The sequence below is a fragment of the Pontivivens nitratireducens genome (assembly GCF_011290545.1).
Taxonomy (GTDB): Bacteria; Pseudomonadota; Alphaproteobacteria; order Rhodobacterales; family Rhodobacteraceae; genus Pontivivens; species Pontivivens nitratireducens.
Map to the genome: position 1 here is coordinate 2,781,757 of NZ_CP049811.1, position 26,484 is coordinate 2,808,240.

A 26,484-nucleotide genomic window follows, 5' to 3' on the forward strand; every position below is an offset into this window, starting at 1 on the left:
TGTCCCGCACGATTGGCGAGGGAGAGAACCGACCCGGCGCAGGCGGCACGGAACCGCTCACCGTGCGGCGTCCATCAGGCGGCGCATATGACCGATGGCCCCTTCGAGCCCCAGAAAGATCGCCTCACCGATCAGGAAATGCCCGATATTCAGCTCCCGCATTTCGGGGATCGCGGCGATGGGACCGACCGTGTCGAAGGCCAGACCGTGACCGGCGTGAACCTCCAACCCTGCCGCATGTGCCTGTTCGGCGGCGGCACGAATGCGGGCAAGCTCGAAGTCGCGATCCTCGAACCGGCCCTCGTTATGGGCATCGCAATAGGCGCCTGTGTGGATCTCGACCACGGCGGCACCGACGCGGGACGCGGCCTCGATCTGCGTCGGGTCGGCGGCCACGAACAGTGAGACGCGGCTATGTTCGGCCAGCGGAGCAATGAAGGCGGCCAGGCGCTCGGTATCGCCCGCGACCTCCAGCCCGCCCTCGGTCGTGCGTTCCTCACGCCGCTCAGGCACCAGGCAGATTGCGTGGGGCTTGTGACGCAGGGCGATGGCGTGCATCTCATCCGTTGCGGCCATCTCGAAGTTCAGCGGCACGCTGAGTTCCGCGACAAGAGCGTCGATATCGGCGTCCCGGATATGGCGTCGATCCTCGCGCAGATGCGCGGTGATACCGTCGGCCCCGGCCCGCTCGGCCAGCTTCGCGGCGCGGAGCGGATCGGGAACGTAGCCGCCCCGGGCATTGCGCACAGTGGCCACGTGGTCGATGTTGATTCCCAGTCTGAGGCGGTCGTCCTGCATGATCGCTCCTTACGATAATCTGATGTCAGTCGGTCTGCTGGTTGACGTTTGCGATACGCTGTTTCGCCGCGGTGCGTGCGGCAATCCGCTTCAGCTTCTTCTCACGCCGGCGGGTTTGATAGGCCCGCACCAGCGGTCGGCTGAGGTAATAGGCCAGCACGCCGCCGATCAATCCCGGTATGATCCCGCCGATCAGGTAGGGCAGGAAAAGATCGTAGAAAAACGCGGCCAGCCTGTCCCAGGAGGACGGCCCATAGCCGAAGAAGCTCTTGGTCGTCAGCCAGACCCCCTCCGCCGCGCTGGCGAAGGATCGGGCGATGACGCCGAAATCACTGGTCCCCCCCGCCCCGGTCAACCAGCGTCCGACCTCCAGCGAGATATAGGCGATAAATGGAAACGTGATGGGATTGCCGAAAAACGTGCCGATGGCCGAGGCGAGGACATTGCCGCGCAGGATCCACGCAAGCCCCATTGCAACAATGATGTGCAGCCCGAAGAACGGAGAAAACGACGTAAAGACACCGCAGGCTATTCCCAGCGATATCTTATGCGGACTGTCCGGCAGGCGGCGCAGCCGATGGACAAGATATTCGACAACCCGCCGCCAACCTGCGCGGGGCAGGATGCCCTCACGCACCCATTGCAGGATGCTCAGCGGTTTTCTGCGCTTGAACACCATGATGTCGCCTGTCCTTGGTCAGGGGTTTCGCGGATCTCGGCAAAGGGCCGTTTCAGGCTGATTGCCTTACCCCCGGGTTACGCTGACGCAGAACGTCTGTCACCGCCGAATCGGCCTTGATCGCCGTCTCGATCCGCGAAAGATGCTTTAGATCCCGCACATCGACACGGAATTCCACAACGTAGAAATCCGGTTTCGGGTCCACGATGCGCACATCCGATATATTGGCGTTATGTTCCCCAACGAGAGAGCACAAACGCCCCAGCACACCGGCATCGTTCGCCATGGTGATCGACAGGCGGGCCGAATGGGTGCCGAGGCTTTCGCCCACTCCCCATTTCAGATCGACCCAACGTTCGGGCTGTTCCTCATATTCGCCCAGGCGGGGGCAGTCGATGGCGTGGACTTCCACCCCCTGCCCGCGAAACGTGATGCCCACAATCCGTTCACCCGGCAAGGGTTCGCAGCACAGCGCGGCGCGCGCGGCCTGACCGGGATCCAGTCCGATGACGCCATCGGCGCGACCGCGCCCCTCGGGACCGATATCGACCAGTTCGGAATACAGCGACGCGACCACCGCATCTCCCGACAGGTCGGTCGCGCCCAGTGCGCGCAGCAATTCGTCGGAGCCGCCCTGAATATTCAGCCTCTCCGCCGCGGTGTCGAGCGCCTTGTCCGTGGCCTTTTTGCCGACCTTGGCGAAGGCCACGCGGGCGAATTCCTGGCCCAGACGGATCTGGGCCTCGCGCTCCTCTTCCTTTGCGTGACGGCGGATCGCGGTCTTGGCCCGACCCGTCACCACCAGTTCGGCCCAACTGGTCTGCGGTTTCTGCCCCGGCGCGGAAATGATCGTCACCGATTGGCCGTTGCGCAGGCGGGTGAACAGCGGCACGCGGCGGTTGTCCACCTTCGCACCGACGCACGAATTGCCCAGATTGGTATGGATCGCATAGGCGAAATCCAGCGGAGTTGCCCCGCGCGGCAGCTTGACCACCTTGCCCTTGGGGGTGAAGCAGAACACCTGATCCTGAAACATCTCCAGCTTGGCGTGCTCCAGAAACTCGGACGGATTGTCGGAGTTGGCCAACCCCTCGCTGAGGTCCTTGAGCCAGGCCAGCGGATCGGCTGCGAACGGATTCTCGAACCGCACACCGTCGCGATAGGTCCAGTGGGCGGCGACACCGCTTTCGTTGACGTCATGCATCTCACGCGTGCGGATCTGCATTTCGACACGCCGGGCGGAGCGGCCGGAGACCGTCGTGTGGATCGACCGGTAGCCATTGGATTTCGGCTGGGAGATATAATCCTTGAACCGCCCCGGCACAGCATTCCAGCGGCGGTGAACCACCCCCAGCGCGCGATAGCAGTCTTCCTCGCTCTGCACGATGATCCGAAATCCGAAGATGTCGGAGAGGCGGTAGAAATCGCCCTCGGGGTCGTTCTTGTCGTTCAGCTTGCGCCAGATCGAGAAGGGGCGTTTCTCACGCCCCGTGACCTGGGCGGGAATGCCGGCCTGCGCCAGCGCCTTCTCGATATCGTCGGTGATCTTGGGAATGATCTCACCGGTTTCGTATTTCAGCGTGATGAAACGGCGAATGACCGAGGATCGCGCCTCGGGCTGAAGCACGCGGAAGCTGAGATCCTCCAGCTCCTCACGCATGGACTGCATCCCCATGCGCCCGGCGAGCGGCGCGTAGATGTCCATCGTCTCCTGCGCCTTTTGCTTCTGCTTTGCCGGACGCATGTGGCGGATGGTGCGCATGTTGTGCAGGCGGTCGGCCAGCTTGACCAACAGAACCCGCAGGTCCTTCGCCACGGCCATCAGCAGCTTGTGGAAGTTCTCCGCCTGTTTCGTTTCGGCGGAAGAAAGCTCCAGCTTGGTCAGCTTGGTCACGCCATTGACCAGATCGGCGATTTCCTGCCCGAACAGGAGCGTCACCTCCTGATGGGTGGAGCCTGTATCCTCAACCGTGTCGTGCAGCAGGGCCGTAACGATGGTGGCATCGTCGAGTTGCTGGTTCACCAGCATTTCCGCCACGGCAAGGGGATGCGTGAAATACGCCTCGCCCGAGCGGCGGCGCTGATCGGAGTGGGCCTTCTGCGCATATGCATAGGCGGCCTCGATCAGGGCGGAATTGGAGTTCGGGTTGTATTCACGTGCCCGCGCGGCGAGGTCCGCCGCAGCAGGCTGGAAGAGAGAGCGGCCTTCGGTGCTGCCGTCAGCCATGATGCCCTCTCATCGCGATCATTTCTCGCCTTGCGCTTCCATCAGGGCGCGCAGCAGCGACTCCTCGGACATGTCGTCCTCGGTGGGCTTGTCGCCGCCATCGCCCATCAGCAGAGCCATTTGATCTTCCTCGGGCTCGTCCACCTCGATCTGGCGCTGGTAATACTCGATCGCCTGCTCACGCAGCTTGTTGGCGGTCAGGGTCTCATCCGCGATTTCACGCAGGGCGACGACCGGGTTCTTGTCGTTATCGCGATCGACGGTCAGCGGTGCGCCGGTGCTCAGCTCACGCGCGCGGTGGGCGGCCAGCATGACCAGCTCGAACCGGTTGGGAACCTTGTCTACGCAATCTTCGACTGTAACGCGTGCCATGGGGTGGCCTCCACTGATTTCGTGGTCGGGGAAAACATGCATGTAACGCGCGCCGGGGCGGGATGCAAGGCGGGTGAAAGGCCAAATTTCCGGGTCAGACGCGACGTATGACGCCGCGCGCATCCGCAGGCAGCGCCGCACACATCTGCGCCACCGTATGACCGGTCAGCGGATGCACCCAGTCGGGCGCCACATCGGCCAACGGAACCAGGACGAATGCGCGTTCATGCAGACGCGGATGCGGCAGGATCAGACCCGTCGGAACCGGTGGCGCTGCGTTCGTCGTATCAAGGTCCATCCACTTCTGAACCTCCGCCCGATCCGGCAGGATCAGATCATCGCTGCCCAGCAGATCCAGATCACAGATCCGCGCGCCCCACCTGCGCCCGCGCACACGGCCCAGCTCGGCCTCGATCCCGTGCAGAATGTCCAGAACCTGATAGGGCGACCGGGTGGATTCGGCGCACAGGGCCGCATTTGCGAAATCCGGGCCGGAATCGGCGGGCCAGGCGGGTGTGGTGTAGGTTGGACTGCGCGCGGTCACGCGCATACCTGCGGCCTGAACCTGATCCATGGCGCGGCTCAGCGTCTGCGCGGGGGTGCCGAACGGACCGGAAAGATTGGCGCCAAGGGCGATCAGATGCATCACGGCGCTCTCCCTTCCAATATGTCTTTGCACGTCAACCCCTTTTTCATAGTGTGTGCATATTGCACAAGTCGTCCGCCCGGATTTTTCACGCGGACACGCCTATCGGATTGGAGAAAAAATGTTTTATCGCGATGAAAAGCTCGCCTTGTTCATTGATGGCGCGAACCTTTATGCCGCGTCAAAGGCCCTGGGTTTTGACATTGATTACAAGCTGTTGCGCACTGAATTCATGCGCCGGGGAAAGCTGCTGCGCGCCTTTTACTACACCGCATTGCTGGAAAATGACGAATATTCCCCCATCCGGCCGCTGGTGGACTGGCTGAACTACAACGGATTCATGATGGTCACGAAACCGGCGAAGGAATTCACCGACTCCATGGGCCGACGTAAGGTAAAGGGCAACATGGACATCGAATTGAGCGTCGATGCGATGGAGATGGCGCCGCATATCGATCACATGGTCCTGTTTTCGGGCGATGGCGATTTCCGGCCTCTGGTCGCGGGCATCCAACGGCAGGGCGTGCGGGTGTCGGTGGTGTCCACCATCCGCTCGCAACCGCCTATGATCGCGGATGAGTTGCGCCGGCAGGCGGACAACTTCATCGAGTTGGAGGAGCTGAAGGACGTGATCGGCCGCCCGCCGCGCGATCCACGCCCCGAGGACTGACCCCCGGTTTATCTGACCGCCACGGCACGCTATATGTAGCCGAGCGAATGACGGAGAAGCCGATGCCGCCCCTGAAAATCTACCTCGCCGCGCCGCGCGGTTTCTGCGCCGGTGTGGACCGCGCGATCAAGATCGTGGAGATGGCGCTCGAAAAATGGGGCGCCCCCGTCTATGTGCGGCATGAAATCGTGCACAACAAATACGTGGTGGACGAATTGCGCGACAAGGGCGCGATCTTCGTCGAGGAGCTGGACGAATGTCCGCTGGATCGCCCCGTCATCTTCTCGGCGCACGGCGTTCCCAAGAGCGTCCCCGAGGCCGCCGCCGCGCGTCAGATGCTCTACGTCGATGCCACCTGCCCCCTGGTCAGCAAGGTGCATATCGAGGCAGAGCGCCACCATGCCAACGGCCTTCAGATGGTGATGATCGGCCATGCCGGCCATCCTGAGACCATCGGCACCATGGGCCAACTGCCCCCCGGTGAGGTTCTGCTGGTCGAAACCCCTGCGGACGTCGCCGGACTGAGCCCGCGTGACGCGGGGCGGCTGGCTTATATTACGCAGACCACGTTGAGTGTGGATGACACGCTGGAAATCGTGCAGGCGCTGAACGCGCGATTCCCCGATATCATCGGGCCGCACAAGGAGGACATCTGCTACGCCACCACCAACCGGCAGGAGGCCGTGAAGGCCGTCGCCCCCAAGGTGGACGCCCTGCTGGTGATCGGCGCGCCCAATTCCTCGAACTCGCGCCGTTTGGTCGAGGTCGGCGCCCGCGCCGGTTGCGCCTATTCGCAACTGGTCCAGCGCGCGGTTGAGATCGACTGGCGGGCTCTGGACGGGATCACCGCATTGGGCATTACCGCCGGGGCCAGTGCGCCGCAGGTGCTGATAGATGAGGTCATCGACGCCTTTCGCACCCGCTACGACGTGACCGTCGAAGTGGTGGAGACGGCACAGGAAAACGTGGAGTTCAAGGTGCCCCGTGTCCTGCGCGAGAGTGCCGCCTGACCGCTCGACCAACCTGCGCGAAACCAGTCCTTCATCGTGCCCGTCACAGGTGCGAATGCCCTGATGACATTTGCAAACAGGTGCCGCTCTGAAGTTCTTCTCCAGAGATTCACACAAATTAAGAAAGATTGAAACTATCTTACCTGCAACGAAATCGCCCCCCCGCGGTTGATGCTGCACAGGCGAGGGGTCGCCTGCAACGACCGCACAGGGGATCGGAGCTGGGGAGCACCGGGTGCAGGTCGAAAGGACGCTGTCACGTCCGGAAAACTGGCCAGGCTGGGGAGCGTTGGGCAGTATTTTCGGAAGGATGTCCGGCAAGAATGCCGTTCACGTGCAGCGAGGGGGAATGCCCCGAAGCCATCACTTTCAGTCACTTGCAGCCATCGTGTAGCCACCGTGCAGATCGCGATCCTGCGGCGGCCGCTCTTGTCCACGCCCGGGGGGGCGTGTAGCGAGGGGGCTGACAGTGGGAGGCCAGACATGAACGACATTCCAAGGCCCGCGCTCATTCTTGCGCTGGCCGGGCTGATCCCCTTTCTTGCCGGGGCGATGAGCGTGGCGTTGCCTGAATTTCTGCCCCGGATCGGGCGATTTGGTGGAACGGCTGCGGACGGGCGGGCGCTGCTGGCACTCTATGGCACCGTAATCGTGTGCTTCATGTCGGGATGCCTGTGGGGGTTCGCCTCTCGCCACGGGCGCAAACCGGGTTGGATGGAACTGGGGGCAAGCGTGCTGCCCCCGCTGTTCGTCTTCTTCTTCGTCGCGGACGATGCGACGTCGTGCCTGATCTTGACCTATGCCTTTGCGGGATTGCTGCTGATCGAATGCTGGTTCGCCCGCCGCGCCGTCGTGGTGTGGTGGTGGTTGAGCCTGCGCATCCCGCTGACCGTCGTCGTTTCCATATGCCTGCTGATCGGAGCGTTCGCATGAGCCTGACCGGAGGGTGCCAGTGTGGCGCCATACGCTACGAAATCCACGGCGAGCCACTGGGCTTCGCCCGCTGCCATTGCACCGATTGCCAGCGACAAAGCGGTTCGGCCTTCGGGCTGTCCCTTTACGTAGCGCCCGGTGATGTGGTGTGGACCGGTGAAATGTCGCAATGGAACGACGTCGCCGCCAGCGGTCGCAAGGTGATCCGCGATTTCTGCCCCACCTGCGGCACCCGCCTGATGAACCGCCGGGCGGAGGGGGGCGATTTCCTGTCGCTCAAGGCCGGTACGCTGGATCCCGGTCACGACCTGATGCCAAGGGCGGAGCTTTGGACGGATTCCGCCCTGCCCTGGGTGCCTCTGATCGCGGACGTGCCGACATATCCCGGTCAGCCTCAGGATCACGAGGCCCTGCGCGCGGCGTGGAGCGATTGGCGGCGCGGGAAAACTCTCGCCTTTTATGACGACAACGCCGCGCGCTATGCGGACTATTCCGAACGGGAGGAACCTCATCCCAGGTTGAGCGCATGGCTCGACACCCTCACACCGGGCTCGCGGCTCCTCGATCTGGGCTGCGGGGTCGGCTGGGCCACCGCGCAGATGCGTCAGCGCGGGTTCGCCGCCCGCGCGATGGACGGATCGCGGGGGCTGGCGGAACAGGCAAAGCAACGCCACGGCGTCGAGGTAGAGCTCGTCAGCTTCGGTGAACTGGTCGAGAAGGCCAGCTTCGATGCGGTCTGGGCCTTTTTCAGCCTTATGCACGCGCCGCGCGACCGGATGCCGGATCATCTGCGCCGCATCTATGATGCAATGGTCCCCGGCGGGCGGCTTTATCTTGGCCTGAAGGAGGGTGAGGGCGCCGCACGTGACCCGCAGGGCCGTCTGTACACCTACTATACCGAAACGGAACTGCGCCGCAGGCTGGACCACGGCGGGTTCGAAGTGACCGCCCTGACCCGGGGTGAGGGTGTCAGCTTCGACGGCACACCGACCGCGAACCTGTATGTGGAGGCGACCCGTGGCTGAATTCTTCGCTTACACCGACGGCGCGTGCTCGGGCAATCCCGGCCCCGGTGGTTGGGGCGTGCTGATGCAGGCAAAGCAGGGCGACAAGGTCGTCAAGGAACGCGAACTCAGCGGCGGCGATCCGCAGACCACCAACAACCGAATGGAACTGATGGCCGCGATCAGCGCGCTGGAAACGCTGGGCCGCCCGACGGAGGTCACGATCGTCACGGACTCGTCCTACGTCAAGGATGGCCTGACCAAGTGGATCCACGGCTGGAAACGCAATGGCTGGAAGACAGCGGCGAAAAAACCCGTGAAGAACGAGGATCTGTGGAAACGTCTGGACGCCGCACAGCAGCGCCATCGGGTTTCATGGGAATGGGTCAAGGGTCACGCCGGCCACCCGGAAAACGAGCGCGCCGATGAACTGGCCCGCGCGGGGATGGAGCCCTTTAAGTCGAAATGACAGTGCCCAATTCACTTTCCCGAAATATCCCCGCCGGAGGCATCCTCGCCTGTCCTGCGCCACGGGTGCCATGACATGCTGGTCGTCGTTCTCGATCTGCTGGCCGTGTTCATCTTTGCCCTGACCGGGGCGTTGACGGCCAGCCGCGCGCAACTGGATGTGGTGGGCTTCGTGTTCGTTGCCTGCCTCACTGCAATGGGCGGGGGGACCGCTCGCGATGTCTTGTTGAACCGAGAGGCCGTGTTCTGGATCGCTGATCCGCGCTATGTCGCCGTGGCGATGGTGGCTGCGATCTTTGTGTTCTTTACGGCCCACATGCTGGAAAGCCGGTTGAAGGCGCTCTACTGGCTCGACGCGCTGGCCGTGGCGGTTGCCGTGCCGGTGGGGGTCGCGGTGGCGCGGAGGATGGAGTTCGACTGGCCGGTCCTGTTGATCATGGGGATGGTCACGGCATGTATTGGCGGGTTGGCCCGCGATGTGGTGTGCAACGAGGTGCCGCTGGTCCTCAAGGCGCGGGACCTTTACGCCACGGCGGCATTGGCGGGGGCGGCGATCGACGTGGTGGTCTTCTGGGCGACGGGCAATGCGCTCTTCTCCGCGCTGGCCTGTGCGGGGCTGACCTTTTTCATCCGGGCAGGATCGCTCGCGCTTGGCTGGCGCGCGCCGGTCTATCGCTCCCGACCGCCGCGCATGTAGCCTATCTGCGCCGGTTGCGTGTGCGGCTGCGTGACCGGGCGCGGGTCGCGGCCTCCGTCGGGATGAGGATCAACGCCCCAGCGGCGGAGATGATCGCGTTCAACCCGTGACTGCCAAAGCTGATGCCGAACATCACACGGACCATGAAGAACAGCACGACACCGCCCAACGCGATCACGATAGACGGGAGGTAGCCGTTATGCGTGAAGCCCAGACGCTCCGCCGCATATCCGACGATTCCGCCCAGCATCATCGATCCGAAAAAGGCTAAGAAGCCCATGTCATTCTCCCAATCTGTCAGCGGTACATATAGGATGTCCGCGCAGGAATTCATCCGCATCCTGCACGCCGCGCCCCTCACGTTGCAACCGGATCAGACGGATCGCACCGTCACCGCAGGCGATGGTCAGCGCATCGTCCAACGCGGTGCCCGGTGAACCGTGACCATCGGTCAACGCGCTCAGGTGCAATTTCAGGCGTTTGCCGCCGTGCGTCGTCCAGGCACCGGGAAAGGGGGAAAGCCCGCGAATTTGCCGATCGACCTCGATGGCGGGGCGGGTCCAGTCGATGCGGGCCTCGGCCTTGTCGATCTTCGCGGCATAGGTCACGCCATCCTCGGGTTGCGGTGCGGGCGTCAGGTCCGGCAGCCGGGCCAGCGCATCCACCATCAGACGCGCGCCGATATCGGCCAGACGGTCGTGCAGGGTCGCGGCGGTATCGTGCGGCGTCAGCGGTGTCGCCTCACGCATCAGGACCGGGCCGGTGTCCAGACCTGCCTCCATCTGCATGATGCACACACCGCTTTCGGCATCGCCCGCCATGATCGCCCGCTGGATCGGCGCGGCCCCGCGCCAGCGCGGCAGCAGTGAGGCATGAATGTTGAAGCATCCCAGACGCGGCGCATCCAGCACCGCCTGAGGCAGGATCAGGCCATAGGCCACGACAACGGCGGCATCGGCGTTCAGATCCGCGAAGGCCTCACGCTCCTCCTGCCCCCGAAGGCTGCGCGGGTGGCGCACGTCGAGTCCCATCGCCTCCGCCGCCAGGTGAACGGGCGTCGGACGGTCCTTCTTTCCCCGTCCCGCAGGCCGGGGGGGCTGGGTATAGACAGACACGATTTCGTGACCCGCATCGATCAGCGCGTCCAGAACGGTGACGGAAAATTCCGGAGTTCCCATGAAAACAAGTCGCATAGCGTTCCCTCACTCAACCCGAACACATCGAAATGACGTCTTGTCACTGATCGGGTAAGGCTCGCAACCCGCGACAGGCTCGTTTTCCGCGCTATCTTACACGCGGAAACCCAATAACAGGAGTATCATCATGGATAGACGCAAGTTCCTCGCCACCTCCGCCGCGCTGAGCGGTGCGACCTTCCTGCCCTTCGGCGCATTCGCTGAGGCGCATTCCAGCCCCTTCTCGTTCGATACGGATGGCGGCCCCATTCAGGTGCATCCGATCAACCACGCCTCATTCGTGATGGAAGTGCCGGGCATGGTGATCTATGTCGATCCGGTCGGTGAGCCATCGCTCTACGCAGACAAGCCTGCGCCCGATCTGATCCTGATTACCCACCACCATGGCGACCATTTCGAAATGGCGACCCTGCGCGGCGTGGCGACAGCGAAAACCGCCTTTATCACCAATCAGGTGGTGTATGACGGGTTGGAGGAGTTCCAGACCCGTGCCGAGGTCATGGACAATGGCGACGTCACACTGGCCGGAGAATACGATATCTTCGCCATCCCGGCCTACAACATGACCGAGGACCGTCTGGAATATCACCCCGAGGGGCGCGACAACGGCTATATCCTCGATATCTTCGGCACGCGCGTCTATATCGCGGGCGACACCGAGGATACGCCGGAGATGCGAGCCCTGCAGGACATCGACATCGCGTTCCTGCCGATGAATCTGCCTTACACGATGGATATCGACGCGGCGGCGGATGCGGTCATGGCCTTCAGCCCGACCTATGTTTTCCCCTATCATTACGGCGAAAGCGATATCGACGCGTTCACCGCGATGGTTGGTGACCATGCCAATGTGTTGCGCGGCAACTGGTACGGCTGATCCGGCAGCGCCGCGATTCAAGGAAACGATTTAACGGCGGGGTCAGCCCCGCCGTTTCGCTTTGAGGTGCTTGGCCAGCAGCATCTTGCGCTTCACCGGGCCCAGGCGATCGACGAACACCTTGCCGTTCAGGTGGTCGATCTGATGTTGCACCGACGTTGCCCACAGGGCCACGAAATCACGCTCCACCTCGGCACCACTCTCATCCATGAAGGCAACCGTGACGGCGCGGGGCCGGGAAATCGTGGCGGACAGGCCGGGCAGGTTCGGTGATGCCTCCTCATGCTCACGCATCTGGCCGGACGCGTGCAGCACGCGCGGATTGGCCATGCGCACCGGCTGATCCATTCCGGGGGAACAATCCACCACGGCCAATGCCTGCATTTGCCCTATCTGCGGCGCAGCCAGACCGACGCCCGGCATCGCATACATGCTGTCGAGCATGTCATCCCAGATCGCGCGCACCTCATCCGTAATCGCCTCCACCGGGGTGGCGACCGTACGCAGACGTTTGTCGGGCCATTGCAGGAACGGACGTCGCGCCATCAGGAGGCCCGCGCCCTTTTCAGCTTCTTCATTTTGTTCGTAATCATCGAGCGTTTGACCGTGCTGAGGTAGTCGATGAACAGCTTGCCATCCAGATGGTCCAGTTCATGCTGGGCGCAGGTGGCGCTCAACCCGTCGAAATCGGCCTGCTGCTCGTTTCCGTTCAGGTCGAGCCAGCGCATCGTCACCTCGGCCGGGCGTGTCACCTCGGCATAGATGTCAGGGATCGACAGGCATCCTTCCTCATAAACGCCAAGCGCGTCCGACGCGGCGACGATCTGGGGGTTGAGCATGACGATCGGGTTCGGTTCGTCCTCGGCGTCGGCGCAATCCATGACGAACATCCGGTTCAGCACACCGACCTGCGGTGCGGCCAGGCCGATGCCCGGCGCGTCATACATCGTCTCAAGCATATCGTCCGCAAGTTTGCGCAGCGCGTCCGAGGAATCGGCGAGCGGCGGGACGACCTTCTTCAGGCGCGGGTCGGGGTGGATAAGGATCGGTCTAATCATGCCGAATCATGTAGGCGAAGCGGCACAAAGGTGCAATCGGCTGGTACAAAAGCGGACTTGCCCCCGCCCGCCCTGTGCCTACTCTGTGGTCGAGCCAAAAGGAGCCTGCCCCATGTCCATCGACCCCAGCACATTCGACGAAATCATCGACCGCCGTGGCACCCACTCCGTCAAGTGGGACGCGATGGAGGCGCTGTACGGCGTCCCAGCCGAGGACGGCATCTCGATGTGGGTGGCGGACATGGACTTCCGCCCACCACAGGCCGTCAACGATGCCCTGGCGCAGGCGGTGCAGCACGGCATCCACGGCTATTACGGCGACCCCTCGGACTATGCCGCCGCCATCACCGGCTGGATGAAGCGGCGGCACGACTGGGACGTGGACCCGGCATGGCTGTCCACCACGCACGGGCTGGTCGCAGGTGTCGGGCTATGCCTGCAAGCCTTCACCCAGAAGGGCGACGGCATCATGCTGTTCACGCCGGTCTATCATGCCTTTGCCAAGATGATCGGAGCGAACGATCGCAAGGTCGTGGAATGTCAGATGGACGTGGTCGACGGCCGCTATTCCATTGATCTGGAAAAGGCAAAAGCGCAGGTCGAGGGGGTGTCGATGGTCATCCTGTGCTCACCCCACAATCCCGGCGGCACCGTCTGGACCGAGGCGGAACTGCGCGCCATCGCGGCGTTCTGCGTCGAAAACGACCTGATCCTGCTGTGCGACGAGATCCACCACGATCTGGTGTTTGCCGGGCAAAAGCACCATGTCCTCGCCAACCTTATGCCGGAATTGTCAGACAGGCTGATCACGCTGACAGCGGCGTCCAAGACATTTAACCTGGCGGGCGGCATGACCGGAAACGTCGTCATCGCGGATGACGAGATGCGGGCGAAGTTCGCGAAGGTACATCTGGCGGCGGGTGCCTCACCCAACCGGTTCGGAATGCTGATGACCACGGCGGCCTATTCGCAGGGCGATGACTGGCTGGACGCGCTGATCGGCTATATCGACGGAAACCGGCAGATCCTGGAGGAAGGCCTCAGCGCCATTCCCGGCGTGCAGGCGATGCCCCTCGATTCGACCTATCTGTGCTGGGTCGATTTCGCCGGCACCGGCATGGACGCGGCAGAGGTCCAACGCCGGGTTCAGGATGAGGCGAAGGTCGCCCCGAACCATGGCGACAGTTTCGGCAAGGGGGGGGAGACCTTCCTGCGCTTCAACGTCGCCACCCCCCGTGCGCGGGTGGTCGAGGCGGTGGAGCGGATTCAGAAAGCGTTTTCTGACCTTCAGTGATGTGCGGAAAATTCCCGTCGGATGCCTCCGGCGGGGATATTTCGGGAAAGTGAAACCGGGCTAGACCTCCTCCGGGAAGTGTTTCATCACCAGCCGGATCGGATTGGGGGCGGCTTGGCCCAGACCGCAGATGCTGGCATCGACCATCAGGGCAGACAGGTCTTCGAGCAGGGTCCGGTCCCAGCTCTTCGCTTGCATCAGCTTCACCGCCTTTTCGCAACCGACGCGGCAGGGGGTGCATTGGCCGCAGCTTTCGTCCTCGAAAAATCGCAGCATGTTCAGGGCGGCATCGCGCGCCCTGTCCCGGTGCCCCAGAACCACCACGGCGGCGGAGCCGATGAACGTGTCGTGATCCTGTAGCGTGTCGAAATCCAGCGGAATGTCGTTCATATGCGCCGGCAACAGGCCGGAGGACGGCCCGCCCGGTTGATAGGCATAAAATTCGTGCCCCTCGGCCATGCCGCCGGCCAGGTCTATGAGCTGCGCAATGGTGTTGCCCGCCTCGACGATATAGACACCGGGAACGGCAACGCGGCCCGAGACGGAGTAGGCGCGCAGCCCCTTGCGACCATTGATGCCGTGATCGGCGAACACCCCTGCCCCCTCACGGCAGATGCGCGCGATCCAGTGCAACGTCTCGACATTGTGCACCAACGTCGGGCGGCCGAAGATGCCAACCTGCGCCACATAGGGCGGGCGGTGCCGGGGGAGGCCGCGCTTGCCCTCGATACTCTCGATCATCGCGGATTCCTCGCCGCAGATATAGGCGCCCGCACCGCGACGCAGATCGATATAGCCCGGTGCCACCAGACCCGCCTGTTCCAGCGCGGCAATTTCCTCGGCCAGGATATGCAGCACGGCTGGGTATTCGTCGCGCATGTAGATATAGCAGGTCGTAGCCTCCACCGCCCAGGCGGCGATCAGCATTCCTTCGAGGAAGCTGTGCGGCGTGCGTTCGAGCACGTAGCGATCCTTGAAGGTTCCCGGCTCCCCCTCATCGCCATTGACGGCCAGATATCGCGGCCCCGGTGCCGCGCGTACGAAAGACCATTTGCGACCCGAGGGAAAACCCGCGCCGCCCATGCCGCGCAGGCCGGATCCGAGGATGTCCTCCTGCACCTGATCGGGCGTCCTAGCCCCATTACGCAAAGTCATCAGCGTGTCGTAGCCGCCCGCCGCGCGATAGGTGTCGAACCCTTCGTATTCGGGAATGGTCGGGTGGGTCGCACCGGCGGCGATGGCTGCCTCGACCTTTTCCAAGGTCGCGTGTTCGATATGGGCGTGGCCCAGCTCCAGCACCGGCGCGGCATCGCAGCGACCCATGCAGGGCGCGCGCAGGATGCGGACTTGCGATGCATCCAGCCCGTCCTGCAAGGCCGCCATCAACGCCTGCGCCCCGGCCAGTTCGCAGGATAGGCTGTCACAGACCCGGATGGTCAGGGCGGGGGGCGGGACCTCCCCCTCCTTCACCACATCGAAATGGGCGTAGAAGGTGGCGACCTCGTAGACCTCTGCCTGCGCCATGCGCAGTTCCTCGGCCAACGCGCGCAGATGCGCGGCGGATAGGTGACCGTAAGTGTCCTGAATCAAATGCAGAAACTCGATCAGCAGGTCGGCACGACGGGGGGCATCCGCCAGCAGGGCCTGAACCTCGGCCAGGGCCTGATCCTCGTATTGCCGACCCTTGGGCGTACGCCGCCCCTTGCCGCGCCCCGATTTCCAGACACCCTTACGTTTGTCGAGCGGCGCCATCGCCCCACCTCCCCCGGTTTTTGCGGCCAGATTTTCGATCATCCGCTATTTCGCAGCCTTGCATTGTCGCAAACAGAGTAAGCCGGCATAGTTATACAGGACAGCGCAAAAGCGGCGGTTCAAGGGGGAGAGGACGACATGACGGTTTCGTATCGAGCGGTGATCAGCACACTGGCGGCTGTGATGATCGCGACACTCGGCCCCGCGACCGCCCAACAGGTCGAACCTGCGCCCAAGGCCCCCGCCCTGCGCGACATACCGTTGGACGAATGGATGGATCGCACTTTGGGCCGCACCGTCTACTACACCATCGACGGGGCCGCGTTCGGGCGCGAGTACTACGCCCCGGACGGGCAAGGTGTCGTGTTTCAGCATGTCGATGGCACCTGCATGGAGGGGGAGTGGTTCTATCGTGAGGAGGCCTCAGCCTATTGCTTCATATGGCCTTTGTCGCTGTCATGCTTTCGCCATGTGGATCGGAACGAGGAGACCCTGATCCTCGCCGTCGATCCGGACGGGACCCCTACGGGCGACCTGCCGCAAAGGGTTGAGCGGATCGCCATCGTTCCCCTGTCCTGCGGGCCCGCGGTTACAAGTTGAGGGACCCCGAGCATACCCACATATCCATTTGACGGAGTTTTCGATGCGTCTGTTTTCGCCTTGCCTGATGGTCCTGTTCTCGCTCTGCCTGTCGGTGGTGCCCCTGACCGCGCAGGAGGACGGCCCTGCCGAACCGCGCGACATCCCCCGTGCCGAATGGCTGGAGCGGGCGCTGGGAAATTCGGTGCATTACTCCATTGATGGGAGTTATATCGGCCGCGAATTCTATCTGCCCGATGGGCAATCCGTCCGCTATGAGGATGCGTTCGGCAATTGTCAGGACGGGCGGTGGACGTTCAAGGATGCGGTCTATTGTTTCGCATGGCCCGGATCGCTGGTCTGTGCCCGGCATCTGGACTTGGGTGAGGGGCGGCTTGCCTTCCCATCGGTCGATACGGACGGCACGCCGATCCCGGACACAATGCAACATGGCACCATCGTCGAGGGCGGTTTCGCCTGCGGTGCTGCGGTGACCTCCTGATGGCGGTCCCCCCCGGCAGCACCCGCGACGCGGCCTTACAGGCGGAACTGGATGCGGCGCTGGCCGCGCGCGGGTCCGATTATACGCCGCGCACGCATCTGATGGATGGCGACGCCCCCCGCTATACCAATCGCCTGATCGCCGAGGCCTCGCCCTATCTGGTGCAGCACGCCCACAACCCGGTGGACTGGCGACCCTGGGGCGCGGATGCCCTGGCCGAGGCTGCGGCCCGCGATCTGCCGATCTTCCTGTCCGTAGGATATGCCACCTGCCACTGGTGCCACGTGATGGAGGAGGAAAGCTTCGATGATGAGCAGGTCGCCGCCCTGCTCAACACCGGTTTCATCCCTGTAAAGCTGGACCGGGAGCAGCGCCCCGATGTCGATCAGGTCTATATCCTGGCCACCATGCTGCAACACCGCCACGCCGGGTGGCCGAACTCGCTGTGGTTGATGCCCGACGGCAGGCCCTTCCACACCGGCACCTATTTCCCGAAACCGCAATTCATGCAGGTTCTGGGCGCGATCACCCAGGGCTGGCAGGGCGCGCAGCGCAGCCAGTTTGCCAGTGTCGCCGATCAGCTGAGCGAGGCGATGCAGCGCATTCCCGCCCAGACAGCCCCGCCCGCAGCACTGGATCAGGCCCCCGCAGCCGCGCTGACCGATCTGGTGCGCAGCTACAATCCGGTTGAGGGCGGGTTTTCCCACGGGACACAATTCCCGCAGGAGGGGCATCTGCTGTTTCTGCTGGATCACTGGCGGCGCACCGGGGACGCCGGGGCGCGCGACATGGCCAGAAACAGCCTATCCGCGATGGTTGCGGGCGGCATCCACGATCAGATCGGCGGCGGATTCCATCGCTATACCGTCGATGTGAACTGGCGCACCCCGCATTTCGAGAAGATGCTGTATAATCAGGCGCTGATGACCCGTGCGCTGGTGCAGGGCTGGCAAGTGAGCGACGATCCGATGATGCGCCGCGCCGTCGCCCGTTGCATCAGCTATGTCCTGCGCGACATGACCGCGCCGGACGGCGCGTTCTATTCAGCGGAGGATGCCGACAGTCTGAACGATCTGGGCAAGCTGGAGGAAGGCGCGTTCTACGTCTGGTCCCCGGCTGAAATTGCGGATGACTGGGTGATCGAAACGTTGGGCCTGCGCGAGGCTGCGACGCTGGAGGCAGGTCCGGTGGCCCATCTGCGCGGCGAGGTGCAGGACTTGGCGCGGCTGGATGCAGCGCTGGACGATCTGCGCATCCGGCGCGACGCCCGTCCGCGCCCCCTGCGGGATGAGAAGGTCATCGGCGGCTGGAACGGCTTGATGATCCGCGCGATGGCGGAGGCGGCAGTGGCCTTCGACCGGCCGGACTGGATGGATGCGGCCGGACGGGCCTTCGATGCCGTGCTCGAACGCCTGGGCCCGGTCGGGGCGCTGGCCCGGCTCGACATGGACGGACGGCGGCGGGAGGAGGCGAACCTGTCGGATTATGCGTGGCTGGGTCTGGGCGCCTTTGCGCTGGGTCGGATAGACGTGGCACAGATGATCGCAGACCTGATCCTCGATCGCTTCACCCTTGATGCACGACTTGCACTCAGCACCGATGGGCCGCTGGGGGCTGTTCTGGAAACGGAGGACGGCGCGACACCCTCAGGCGAAGGGTCAGCACTGGAACTGCTGGCCCTGCTGGCCGAGGCCGCGCCGGATCCGCAGCGCGATGCCCGCGCGCGTGCCCTGCGCGACGCGATATCGGGCAGAATGGCGGAGATGCCTCTCGCCCGGCTCGACACATTGCGGGCGGCCAGAATCCTGGCCGAGGGAACGTCGGATTGGGCCCGGCGGATCGGGCCGGTATATGTGCGGCTGCATCCGGCGGACGAAGGCTACGAGCTGATCTTCGAGATCGCGCAGGGCTGGACCCTTGCCGCCGACGGGCAGGATGACCTGACGCCTCTGCGCATAGACGGGGCGCGCGTGAGGTGGCCCGATGCCACGATACAGGATGGCAAGCCCGTATGGGCAGGGCATCTGACCCTGCCTATTGTGTGCGACACGCACGGCGTGACCGTATCCTGGCAGGCATGTTCCACCTCCGAATGTCTGTTGCCTGTCACGGTGGAGTTCCGCTTGCCATGATCCGCACCTTCGCTGCGCTATTGATTGCCACCCCCCTCGCCGCGCAGCAGATCGTGGATCCTGAAAGCGTGCTCGATCTGGTTGAGGGGCGGGTGCTGGAATATTCGGCGCAGGGCCGCGAGATGGGGCGCGAACAGTTCCTGTCTCGCACCGAAGTTTTTCTGCGCAGCGCCAGCGGGAAATGCTTGTATGGTGAGGTGAGCGTGCGCGGCTCCGCCTTGTGTTTCGAGTATGAGGACAGCCCGACGCTGCACTGCTGGTCCACCTTCCGGTTTCCCGATGGCAGCCTGAAGATGCGCCTCACCAGCCTGAGCAGTAACACGCTGCTGGACCTGTCCGACATCAACGACGATCCGGTAATCTGCGATCCGGCGGGTACGGTCTAGAACAGACTGCCCTGCCCGCCGTCGGCCTTGGGCGGACGCGGCTTTGCCCGGGGCTTCGGTTTCGTTTCCGGCGTCGGCCGGGCTGCTTCGCCCTCGACCAGAACCGGGGTCGTGACCTTGCCCGCAAACTCGATGGTCAGATGATCGCCGGGGGTCAGCGTGTTGCCATCCTTGACCAGTTCACCATCGCGCCAGACGACGGCATAGCCGCGTTCCAGCGTTTTTTCATAGCTCAGCGTCTCAAGCGTACGGCTCAGTGAGGCGAGCGCTGCCCTGCGATCGGGCAGATCGCGGGCCGCGGCACGGGTCAGGCGGTCGGTCCTGGCCGTCAACCTTTCGCGATGCTGCGTGACGCTTCGGCTTAGGATGGTGGCGTCCAGACGGTGCTTTGAAAGGGCGTTCTGCGCCCGCTCTATCCGCCCTGCCAGAGCACGGCTCAGCGACAGTTTGCGCAGCGTCACGCGCGGCTCGGCCAATCTGGCGGTCAGACGTGCCGGGTCCAGCGCCGCGCTGGCCCTCGTCAGGGCCAGCCGCTTGCGATCCGCCGTGCGGCCCAGTGCGGCGGGCAGTTTGTCACCCACCATGTCCAGCCTTTGCCGCCGTTCGGAAACCAAGGCCTGTGGACGCGGCAGCGCGCGCGCATTGGCGCGGATCCGGTCGCTGCGGTCGCGCAGCATTCGCGACATTCCGCCTACGCGCCGTTCGTCCAGTTGCGCCAGCGCCGCGCGCAATTCGGCCCTGACCGGCACGGCCATTTCCGCCGCTGCGGTCGGTGTCGGGGCGCGACGATCCGCGGCGTGGTCGATCAGGGTCGTGTCCGTCTCATGCCCCACGGCGGAGATCAGGGGGATCTCGCTGTTGGCAGCGGCACGCACCACGATTTCCTCATTGAACCCCCACAGATCCTCCAGCGAGCCGCCGCCCCGCGCGACGATCAGCAGATCCGGGCGCGGCACCGGGCCACCGTGTTGCAAAGCGTTGAACCCCCGGATCGCCGCAGCGACCTGTTCGGCGCACCGCTCCCCCTGCACGGCGACGGGCCAGACCAGGACCTCTCGCGGGAACCGGTCGCGCAGGCGGTGCAGAATGTCGCGGATTACGGCGCCGGAGGGGGAGGTGACAACGCCGATAACCTTGGGCAGGAAGGGGATCGGGCGCTTGCGCTCCGCATCGAACAGCCCCTCGGCGGCCAGCGCCGTGCGGCGTTTTTCCAGCATCGCCATCAACGCGCCGACCCCGGCGGGGGCGAGGCTTTCGATCACCATCTGATAGCGTGATTGCCCGGCAAAAGTCGTCAGCCTGCCGGTGACGATGACCTCCATCCCCTCCTCCGGCTGGGTGCGCAGCTTGCTGGCCACCCCCTTCCAGATGACGGAGGCCAGAACCGCGCGGTCATCCTTTAGGTCGAGATAAACATGCCCCGAGCGGGGGCGGGACACGCGCCCCACCTCCGCGCGCACGCGCACATGGCCGAAACCGCCCTCGATGGCGCGCTTCACCGCGCCGCTCAGTTCGGAAATCGTGACCGTAGGCGCATTGCCGCCGGCCCCCGGTTCATCATCGTCGAAAAGATCACTCATGCCCCGGACCATAGCGTTTTGGGCAGGTGTGAAAAGAGCAGAACGCGCGGCGATCCTGCCCCGGCTGCACGAGCCAGGACGCCGATCACCCTTCGCGGTTCAGCAGTTCCTCACCGTTGTGAATCAGGCGCGATTGCCACGGGATCGGATTACGCAATGCGAAATGCGCCATGCAGGCGTTTTCAGCCTCATCCATCAGATCCTTGATCCGCTCCTGCGGCTCATCACTGTCGATCAGGACATGCGTTTCGATCCCCAATGTCTTGCCATCGGTGGTGTGACCCAATTCGCGCATGTTGCTGAGATTCGTCTCGAACCGCACCTTCTGCTCGATCTTCATGGATTTGATCCGGATTTTGCGCGCCGTGTAGATGTCGGTCAGGTGCGTCATCAGGCAGAACCCGATGCCCGCGCAGAAAAAAGCCAATGGGGGCGGCGCGGTGTCGTCTCCGACGGGAACCTGTTCGTCGCAATACAGTTTGACGGGGGAAAATCCCGGAATGTTCACCTGAACCGAGCCTGATTTCTTCTGTCGGTCATGCGCCTCCGCCGTCATGTTGACCTCAAACTGAAGCGGCTCGGGCGGACGGCCCTTCTTGAAGGGGCTGGGTTCGTATTGCGTGGGCTCGGGCATCTTGGCGGACAGTTCACCGACGTGAAATTCCTTGGTATCACTCATGTCTCTTCCCCTTGGATCCGGCTGTTGTTGTTGGTGTCTGACCGGTTGAATGTCAGCCTGAACGGGCTGCGGTCCCACTCAAGCGGCCCTTGCGCATCAGTTCAAGGGGTCATTGATGCCACGAAAAAGGGCGGGCCAGTACGGCCCGCCCTCTCGATTCAAGGTACGACGAAATCACTGTCCGACAGGGGCCGGAACGTTGGATTCGGTCCGCACGGGGGCATTCGTCGGGCGCACACCGGCGGCGGCGCGGGCGCTGCCTTCGATCTGATCGCCGCCGAAATATTCAAAGAACTCACTGTTGGGTGAAATCACCAGAGTGGAATTCTGCCCCTGCAGCGCCTCCTCGTAAGCGGAGAGTGAGCGGTAGAAGGCAAAGAACTCAGGATCTTGACCGAAGGCGTCGGCAAAGATCCGGTTCCGCGCCGCATCCGCTTCACCGCGAATGATGTCGCTGTCACGCTGCGCTTCGGAGCGAAGTTCGGTCGCGGTCCTGTCTGCCAGCGACTGCACACGCAGCGCCGCCTCTTGACCACGGGCGCGCTCATCCTCGGCCTCACGCTCCCGCTCGGCCCGCATCCGGTTGAAGGTTTCCTCAAGGTTCTGTTCGGGCAGGTCGGCCCGCTTGATCCGCACATCGACCACTTCGATGCCCAGTTCGGCGGTTTCACGCGCGGCCTGATCGCGAATCTGGTTCATCAGCGCGACCCGGTCCGCCGACAACACGGTGTTGGACGTGACCGAACCCAGAACCTCACGCAGGGCGGAGTTCAGAACGGTCTGAAGCCGCTGCTGGCCCGCGATGATGGCAAAATCGCCATCCGCGCCGGTCCGCTCACGGAAGCGTTCGACATCCGAAATCCGCCAGCGGGCGAAGGCATCGACGACCAGACGGCGATCGTCGAGCGGTGTCACCTCCAGCGAGGCCGTGTCGAGGCTGAGGATACGGTCGTCATAGTACACGACCTGCTGGATGAACGGGATCTTGAAGCCGATGCCCGGCTCCTCCTTCACGTCCTTGATCTGACCGAATTGCAGGACGAGCGCCCGCTGCCGTTCATCCACCACGAAGATGGACGACAAGAGCAGGACGAGAAGCAGCACGACGGCTGCGATGGCGATGACGAGACGGTTCATCAGTTGTTACCTCCGCTGCGGAGTTCATTCAGCGGCAGATAGGGCACGACGCCCTGCCCGCCTTCGCCACCGGTGGTGCTGGGGTCGATGATGACCTTGTCCACAGTGCCCAGCACACGCTCCATCGTTTCAAGGTAGAGACGTTTGCGTGTTACCTCCTCGGACCCCTGATATTCGGTCAGGATGCTGATGAAGCGCGCGGCCTCACCATCGGCCTCGTTCACGACCCGGGCGCGGTAGCCTTCGGCCTGTTGCAGCAGCTGAGCAGCCTCACCACGGGCCGATGCCAATGCGCGGTTCGCATAGGCGTCGGCGCGGTTTTGCAGGGTGATGCGCTCCTGCTCGGCAGCCTGAACGTCGCGGAAGGCGTCGATCACGTCCTCGGGTGGGTCGGCGCGGTCGAAGTTCAGACGAACGATGGACACACCGCTGTCATAGGTATCGAGCGTTTGCTGGATCAGCTCGGACACCTCGGCCGAGATCACGCCGCGATCCCGGTTCAGGATCGGCGCCAGTTCGGAGCGGGAGATAACCTCACGCATCGCGGACTCGGACACAGCCTCGATGGTTTCGCGCGGGTCGCGCAGGTTGAACAGGAAGGCCGCAGGGTCGCCGATGTTCCAGACCACCTCGAAGTCGATATCGACGATGTTTTCATCCCCGGTCAGCATCAGACCATCATCGCCGCGCCCCGGACGGTCGCCGGTGCCGACATTCACGGTCCGCTCGCTGGTGACTTCGACAATCTCATGCGTGACAATCGGCCACGGTGCGAAGTTCAGGCCCGGCGATCCGGTCGAGGAATACTGACCGAAGGTCAGCTCGACCGACCGCTGCGAAGGCTGCACGGTATAGACGGAGGCGAACAGCCACGCGCCGACAGCCACCACTGCGGCGATCAGCAAGACAAACTTGGGCGAAGGGCCGTCGCCGCCGGTTCCGGTGTTGTTGCCGCCGGTGCCACCGCCATTGCGTCCGCCGATCAAGACCTTGAAGCGTTCCTGCCCCTTGCGCAGCATATCCTCCAGATCGGGGGTCTGGCCGTTGTTCGGGCCCTGCCCGTTGCCATTGTTCGGGCGGTTGCCGCTTCCCCAAGGGTTGCGATCATCGCTTCCCTTGTTCTCACCCCGGTCGGTCCCCTTCTTGCCCCAGGGCCCGCCGGAATTGTCGTTATAGGGCATCATATGTCCTGTCTGTTGTGCGTATCTGTGCGAGAAGTGGATATTCCCGCGTTCATTATCAACCTAGCGGATTGGTGACTTGAGCGTAACCAGCTCTTCTGCCGCAGTCGGGTGGACGGCGACGGTGCGGTCGAAATCGGCCTTGGTCGCCCCCATCTTGATCGCGATACCGGCAAGCTGGATCATCTCACCCGCGGCATCACCCACGATATGGCATCCCAGAACCTTGCCGTCGGAGCGTGCGACGATCAGCTTCATCAACATCCGCTCGTCCCGATCCGCAATCACATGGTTCATCGAACGGAAGGTCGTGCAGTAGATATCGACCTCACCGTAATTATGGGCGTGATCCTCGGAGATGCCGACAGTGCCGATCTCGGGCTGGGTGAACACAGCCGTGGGGATCAGGTCGTAATCGGCCTGGGTGGGATCGTTCCCGAACACGGTCTGGGCGAAGGCCTGCCCCTCGCGGATGGCGACGGGTGTCAACGCCACGCGGTCGGTCACATCGCCCACCGCGTAGATCGTATCAACGGTGGTCCTGGACCAATCATCCACGCGGATCGCGCCGCCCTTGCCCGTCTCAACGCCCGCATCATCCAACCCCAGATCGTGCGTGTTAGGAACACGGCCCGTGGCGTAGAGAACGGCGGAATACTCGGCGCTGTCGCCGCTTTCAAATTCCAGCCGAACGCCGGTATCCGTCTTCTCGATCTGCTCGACATCGCAATCGGTCACGATGCGGACGCCCTTCTTCTCCATCTCGCCGGCGACATGGTCGCGGACTTCGCGGTCAAAGCCGCGCAGGATCTGTTCTGACCGGTAGATCACATCGACCTTGACGCCCAGACCGTTGAGAATGCTTGCGAACTCACAGGCGATATATCCGCCGCCGACGATGGCGATCGAGGCGGGCATCTCCTCCATCAGGAAGATATCGTTCGAGACCATGACATGCTCGCGTCCCGGAATGTTCGGAACGAACGGTGTCCCGCCGACGGCGATCAGGATATGGCCTGCCGTGATACGCTGCCCATCCATCTCCACCGTATTGCCATCCACGACAGTGGCGCGGCCGTCCAGAACCTTGACACTGGCATTGGCCAGATTGCGCCGGTAGATGCCTTCGAGGCGGTCAAGCTCGGCGTGGATGTTGCGGCGCAGAACCGGCCAGGAAAATTCGGGCTTGCCCACGGACCAGCCATAACCGGCGGCGTCCTCGAAAGCCTCGGAAAAGCGGGAGGCATAGACCATCAGCTTCTTGGGAACGCAGCCCCGAATGACACAGGTTCCGCCATAGCGGTATTCCTCCGCGATGGCGACGCGCGCGCCGGTTTCAGCCGCGATCCGCGCGGCGCGCACGCCGCCGGAGCCGCCACCGATCACGAAAAGATCGTAGTCGAAATCGCTCATTAGAATGCTCCTGCAATGCCGCCCTGTTCGCTCAAATGATCAGGACAATACGCCTTATACCTGGTTCAGCACACGTTTCAGAAACGCCTGTCCGTCGATCCCGTCGGCAAAGGCCACGGGCCGCATCACGCCGCCTTCCTCAAGCAGATGCGCCTCTCCGCTTTCGTAGCCGACCATAACCTGATCTGCGATGCCCAGAAACAGGCCGTTTTCGACCACACCGGCCACCTGATTGAGCAAGGGGGACAGCCGGTGCGGATCACCGATCCTTTCCAGATGCAGATCAAGGATATGGTTGCCCTCGTCGGTGCGATACAGCACGGCACCATCCATGCGCGGCGTCACCTCGCGCCCGGAAACGTCGATCTGCTCCAGCATCTCCTCAATGATGGCGCGGGTCGATTTCCAGCCCATCGGGATGACCTCGACCGGCAGGGGGAATGCGCCCAGCGTGGCCACCAGCTTGCTGTCGTCGGTAATGACAACCATGCGGTCAGACGCGGTGGCGACGATCTTTTCCTGCAGATGCGCCCCGCCACCGCCCTTTATCAGGTTCAGGGCGGGGTCGACCTCATCCGCGCCGTCGATGGTCAGGTCCAGCCAGCCGGCCTCGTCCAGATCGATCACCTCGATCCCCTCGCTAAGGGCCAATGCCGCGGTCCGGTCCGAGGTGGCAACGGCGGTCAGCTTGATGCCGTCCACCCGGATCCGTTCGCCCAGCAGCCTGATGAACCAGTTCGCGGTGGATCCGGTCCCCAGACCGAGCTTCATGTCCGGCTCAACCAGCGAGAGCGCGGCGCGCGCCGCCGCGAATTTCGCCCGATCGGCGGGAGAGAGGGTGTTCATTCGGGATATCTCCGGCAGGATGTTTTCCCGCCTTATATCAGCGAAGTCGCGCGGCGCGAGAGGGCACCGGAACTTTCTTCACGCAGCTGTGAAACATGTGCGTCACCCCCCACGAACTTCGCCAGCCCCGTCGCGGGGCCCGGCGCGAGTATAACCCCGGCGCAGACGGTCGGCGGCGTGCGATGCCTCCAGCAGTCCCTCAAACAGATCGACACGTTCCCGCGCCTGTCCACCCACCCGGCCCCATTCACGGATGACGGAAAACTCACCGAACAGATTGCCGACGATTTCCACCCGGTAGAAATGAGGTCGCATCCGGGCGCGTCGCGGCGGCAGCAGCATCAGGCAGGTCGTCACGGGCATCCTCC

Annotated in this window: 29 protein-coding genes; 12 read left to right on the forward strand and 17 right to left on the reverse strand. The window is 63.5% G+C overall.

Translation table 11 applies throughout. The annotated features are described in order from the left end of the window. Window positions 1–57 precede the first annotated feature (57 nt). The 5 genes from G8E03_RS13680 to folK form a co-directional block, all read right to left on the reverse strand. Entirely contained in the window at window positions 58–798 is a 741-nt protein-coding gene (locus tag G8E03_RS13680) for a pyridoxine 5'-phosphate synthase (protein ID WP_166193019.1), read from the reverse strand. Between the two features lie 25 nt (window positions 799–823). After that, the gene (locus tag G8E03_RS13685) at window positions 824–1,477 is read right to left on the reverse strand and encodes a DUF2062 domain-containing protein (protein ID WP_240910366.1); all 654 of its coding nucleotides are present in this window, start codon (window positions 1,475–1,477) and stop codon (window positions 824–826) included. Between the two features lie 52 nt (window positions 1,478–1,529). Then, window positions 1,530–3,704 carry a RelA/SpoT family protein gene (locus G8E03_RS13690; protein ID WP_166193022.1) on the reverse strand — a complete coding sequence of 725 codons (2,175 nt, stop codon included), beginning with the start codon at window positions 3,702–3,704 and terminating at the stop codon, window positions 1,530–1,532. An 18-nt stretch (window positions 3,705–3,722) separates the two neighbouring features. Further along, the gene (gene rpoZ, locus G8E03_RS13695; protein ID WP_166193025.1) at window positions 3,723–4,076 is read right to left on the reverse strand and encodes a DNA-directed RNA polymerase subunit omega; all 354 of its coding nucleotides are present in this window, start codon (window positions 4,074–4,076) and stop codon (window positions 3,723–3,725) included. Between the two features lie 94 nt (window positions 4,077–4,170). Further along, entirely contained in the window at window positions 4,171–4,722 is a 552-nt protein-coding gene (folK, locus tag G8E03_RS13700; protein ID WP_166194277.1) for a 2-amino-4-hydroxy-6-hydroxymethyldihydropteridine diphosphokinase, read from the reverse strand. Between the two features lie 121 nt (window positions 4,723–4,843). Here folK and G8E03_RS13705 point away from each other — a divergent pair, with 121 nt between their 5' ends. The 6 genes from G8E03_RS13705 to G8E03_RS13730 all read left to right on the forward strand — a co-directional run bounded on the left by G8E03_RS13705 (window position 4,844) and on the right by G8E03_RS13730 (window position 9,504). Further along, complete coding sequence (locus G8E03_RS13705; RefSeq protein ID WP_166193028.1) at window positions 4,844–5,392, forward strand: LabA-like NYN domain-containing protein; 549 nt, start codon at window positions 4,844–4,846, stop codon at window positions 5,390–5,392. A 62-nt stretch (window positions 5,393–5,454) separates the two neighbouring features. Then, window positions 5,455–6,402, forward strand: a complete 948-nt coding sequence (gene ispH, locus G8E03_RS13710; protein WP_430693181.1) for a 4-hydroxy-3-methylbut-2-enyl diphosphate reductase — start codon at window positions 5,455–5,457, stop codon at window positions 6,400–6,402. A 483-nt stretch (window positions 6,403–6,885) separates the two neighbouring features. Next, window positions 6,886–7,335 carry a DUF3429 domain-containing protein gene (locus G8E03_RS13715; protein WP_166193034.1) on the forward strand — a complete coding sequence of 150 codons (450 nt, stop codon included), beginning with the start codon at window positions 6,886–6,888 and terminating at the stop codon, window positions 7,333–7,335. Beyond that, complete coding sequence (locus G8E03_RS13720) at window positions 7,332–8,360, forward strand: GFA family protein (RefSeq protein WP_205793138.1); 1,029 nt, start codon at window positions 7,332–7,334, stop codon at window positions 8,358–8,360. The genes G8E03_RS13715 and G8E03_RS13720 overlap by 4 nt, the downstream gene beginning before the upstream one ends. Further along, window positions 8,353–8,808 carry a ribonuclease HI gene (rnhA, locus tag G8E03_RS13725; RefSeq protein WP_166193040.1) on the forward strand — a complete coding sequence of 152 codons (456 nt, stop codon included), beginning with the start codon at window positions 8,353–8,355 and terminating at the stop codon, window positions 8,806–8,808. The genes G8E03_RS13720 and rnhA overlap by 8 nt, the downstream gene beginning before the upstream one ends. 75 nt (window positions 8,809–8,883) lie before the next feature. Further along, entirely contained in the window at window positions 8,884–9,504 is a 621-nt protein-coding gene (locus tag G8E03_RS13730; RefSeq protein WP_166193043.1) for a trimeric intracellular cation channel family protein, read from the forward strand. A gap of 1 nt (window position 9,505) precedes the next feature. Here G8E03_RS13730 and G8E03_RS13735 read toward each other — a convergent pair whose 3' ends face one another. Beyond that, window positions 9,506–9,784: a hypothetical protein gene (locus tag G8E03_RS13735; protein ID WP_166193046.1), complete on the reverse strand. Its 279-nt coding sequence runs from the start codon at window positions 9,782–9,784 to the stop codon at window positions 9,506–9,508. Between the two features lies 1 nt (window position 9,785). Further along, window positions 9,786–10,697 carry a methionyl-tRNA formyltransferase gene (fmt, locus tag G8E03_RS13740; RefSeq protein ID WP_166193049.1) on the reverse strand — a complete coding sequence of 304 codons (912 nt, stop codon included), beginning with the start codon at window positions 10,695–10,697 and terminating at the stop codon, window positions 9,786–9,788. 130 nt (window positions 10,698–10,827) lie between these two features. Between fmt and G8E03_RS13745 the strand changes: the two genes are divergently transcribed. Beyond that, entirely contained in the window at window positions 10,828–11,577 is a 750-nt protein-coding gene (locus G8E03_RS13745) for an MBL fold metallo-hydrolase (protein ID WP_240910367.1), read from the forward strand. A gap of 42 nt (window positions 11,578–11,619) precedes the next feature. Here the strand turns inward: G8E03_RS13745 and def (G8E03_RS13750) are convergent, their stop codons facing one another. Beyond that, complete coding sequence (def, locus tag G8E03_RS13750; protein WP_166193052.1) at window positions 11,620–12,123, reverse strand: peptide deformylase; 504 nt, start codon at window positions 12,121–12,123, stop codon at window positions 11,620–11,622. Continuing rightward, on the reverse strand, window positions 12,123–12,635 hold the full coding sequence (gene def, locus G8E03_RS13755; protein WP_166193056.1) for a peptide deformylase: 513 nt from the start codon (window positions 12,633–12,635) through the stop codon (window positions 12,123–12,125). Before def (G8E03_RS13755) ends, def (G8E03_RS13750) begins: the two co-directional genes overlap by 1 nt. A gap of 112 nt (window positions 12,636–12,747) precedes the next feature. On the opposite strand from def (G8E03_RS13755), the gene G8E03_RS13760 reads away from it, so the two are divergent. Continuing rightward, window positions 12,748–13,929: a MalY/PatB family protein gene (locus G8E03_RS13760; RefSeq protein ID WP_166193059.1), complete on the forward strand. Its 1,182-nt coding sequence runs from the start codon at window positions 12,748–12,750 to the stop codon at window positions 13,927–13,929. A 60-nt stretch (window positions 13,930–13,989) separates the two neighbouring features. Here the strand turns inward: G8E03_RS13760 and G8E03_RS13765 are convergent, their stop codons facing one another. Further along, the gene (locus G8E03_RS13765; RefSeq protein WP_166193062.1) at window positions 13,990–15,681 is read right to left on the reverse strand and encodes an NAD(P)H-dependent oxidoreductase subunit E; all 1,692 of its coding nucleotides are present in this window, start codon (window positions 15,679–15,681) and stop codon (window positions 13,990–13,992) included. 138 nt (window positions 15,682–15,819) lie between these two features. On the opposite strand from G8E03_RS13765, the gene G8E03_RS13770 reads away from it, so the two are divergent. Genes G8E03_RS13770 through G8E03_RS13785 form a run of 4 tightly spaced genes read left to right on the forward strand, consistent with a single transcriptional unit; the run spans window position 15,820 to window position 19,280 of the window. Next, a complete protein-coding gene (locus tag G8E03_RS13770; protein WP_166193065.1) occupies window positions 15,820–16,281 on the forward strand; it encodes a hypothetical protein in 462 nt (153 codons plus the stop codon). 43 nt (window positions 16,282–16,324) lie between these two features. Continuing rightward, complete coding sequence (locus G8E03_RS13775) at window positions 16,325–16,762, forward strand: hypothetical protein (protein ID WP_166193068.1); 438 nt, start codon at window positions 16,325–16,327, stop codon at window positions 16,760–16,762. Next, window positions 16,762–18,894, forward strand: a complete 2,133-nt coding sequence (locus G8E03_RS13780; protein WP_166193071.1) for a thioredoxin domain-containing protein — start codon at window positions 16,762–16,764, stop codon at window positions 18,892–18,894. The genes G8E03_RS13775 and G8E03_RS13780 overlap by 1 nt, the downstream gene beginning before the upstream one ends. Next, entirely contained in the window at window positions 18,891–19,280 is a 390-nt protein-coding gene (locus G8E03_RS13785) for a dsRNA-binding motif domain-containing protein (protein WP_166193074.1), read from the forward strand. Before G8E03_RS13780 ends, G8E03_RS13785 begins: the two co-directional genes overlap by 4 nt. Here the strand turns inward: G8E03_RS13785 and xseA are convergent. From xseA to G8E03_RS13820, 7 genes are all read right to left on the reverse strand, one after another. After that, entirely contained in the window at window positions 19,277–20,860 is a 1,584-nt protein-coding gene (xseA, locus tag G8E03_RS13790; protein ID WP_166193077.1) for an exodeoxyribonuclease VII large subunit, read from the reverse strand. The two genes, G8E03_RS13785 and xseA, sit on opposite strands and share 4 nt — an antisense overlap. 85 nt (window positions 20,861–20,945) lie before the next feature. Further along, window positions 20,946–21,539 carry an OsmC family protein gene (locus G8E03_RS13795; protein ID WP_166193080.1) on the reverse strand — a complete coding sequence of 198 codons (594 nt, stop codon included), beginning with the start codon at window positions 21,537–21,539 and terminating at the stop codon, window positions 20,946–20,948. 174 nt (window positions 21,540–21,713) lie between these two features. After that, window positions 21,714–22,676, reverse strand: coding sequence for a protease modulator HflC (hflC, locus tag G8E03_RS13800; protein WP_166193083.1), 963 nt, complete (start codon window positions 22,674–22,676; stop codon window positions 21,714–21,716). Next, window positions 22,676–23,857, reverse strand: a complete 1,182-nt coding sequence (hflK, locus tag G8E03_RS13805; RefSeq protein WP_166193086.1) for an FtsH protease activity modulator HflK — start codon at window positions 23,855–23,857, stop codon at window positions 22,676–22,678. The genes hflC and hflK overlap by 1 nt, the downstream gene beginning before the upstream one ends. 63 nt (window positions 23,858–23,920) lie before the next feature. Beyond that, the gene (gene gor, locus G8E03_RS13810) at window positions 23,921–25,270 is read right to left on the reverse strand and encodes a glutathione-disulfide reductase (RefSeq protein ID WP_166193089.1); all 1,350 of its coding nucleotides are present in this window, start codon (window positions 25,268–25,270) and stop codon (window positions 23,921–23,923) included. A gap of 54 nt (window positions 25,271–25,324) precedes the next feature. Continuing rightward, complete coding sequence (gene rpiA / locus G8E03_RS13815) at window positions 25,325–26,116, reverse strand: ribose-5-phosphate isomerase RpiA (protein WP_166193092.1); 792 nt, start codon at window positions 26,114–26,116, stop codon at window positions 25,325–25,327. A 102-nt stretch (window positions 26,117–26,218) separates the two neighbouring features. Next, the gene (locus G8E03_RS13820) at window positions 26,219–26,473 is read right to left on the reverse strand and encodes a WGR domain-containing protein (RefSeq protein WP_166193095.1); all 255 of its coding nucleotides are present in this window, start codon (window positions 26,471–26,473) and stop codon (window positions 26,219–26,221) included. Window positions 26,474–26,484 lie beyond the last annotated feature (11 nt).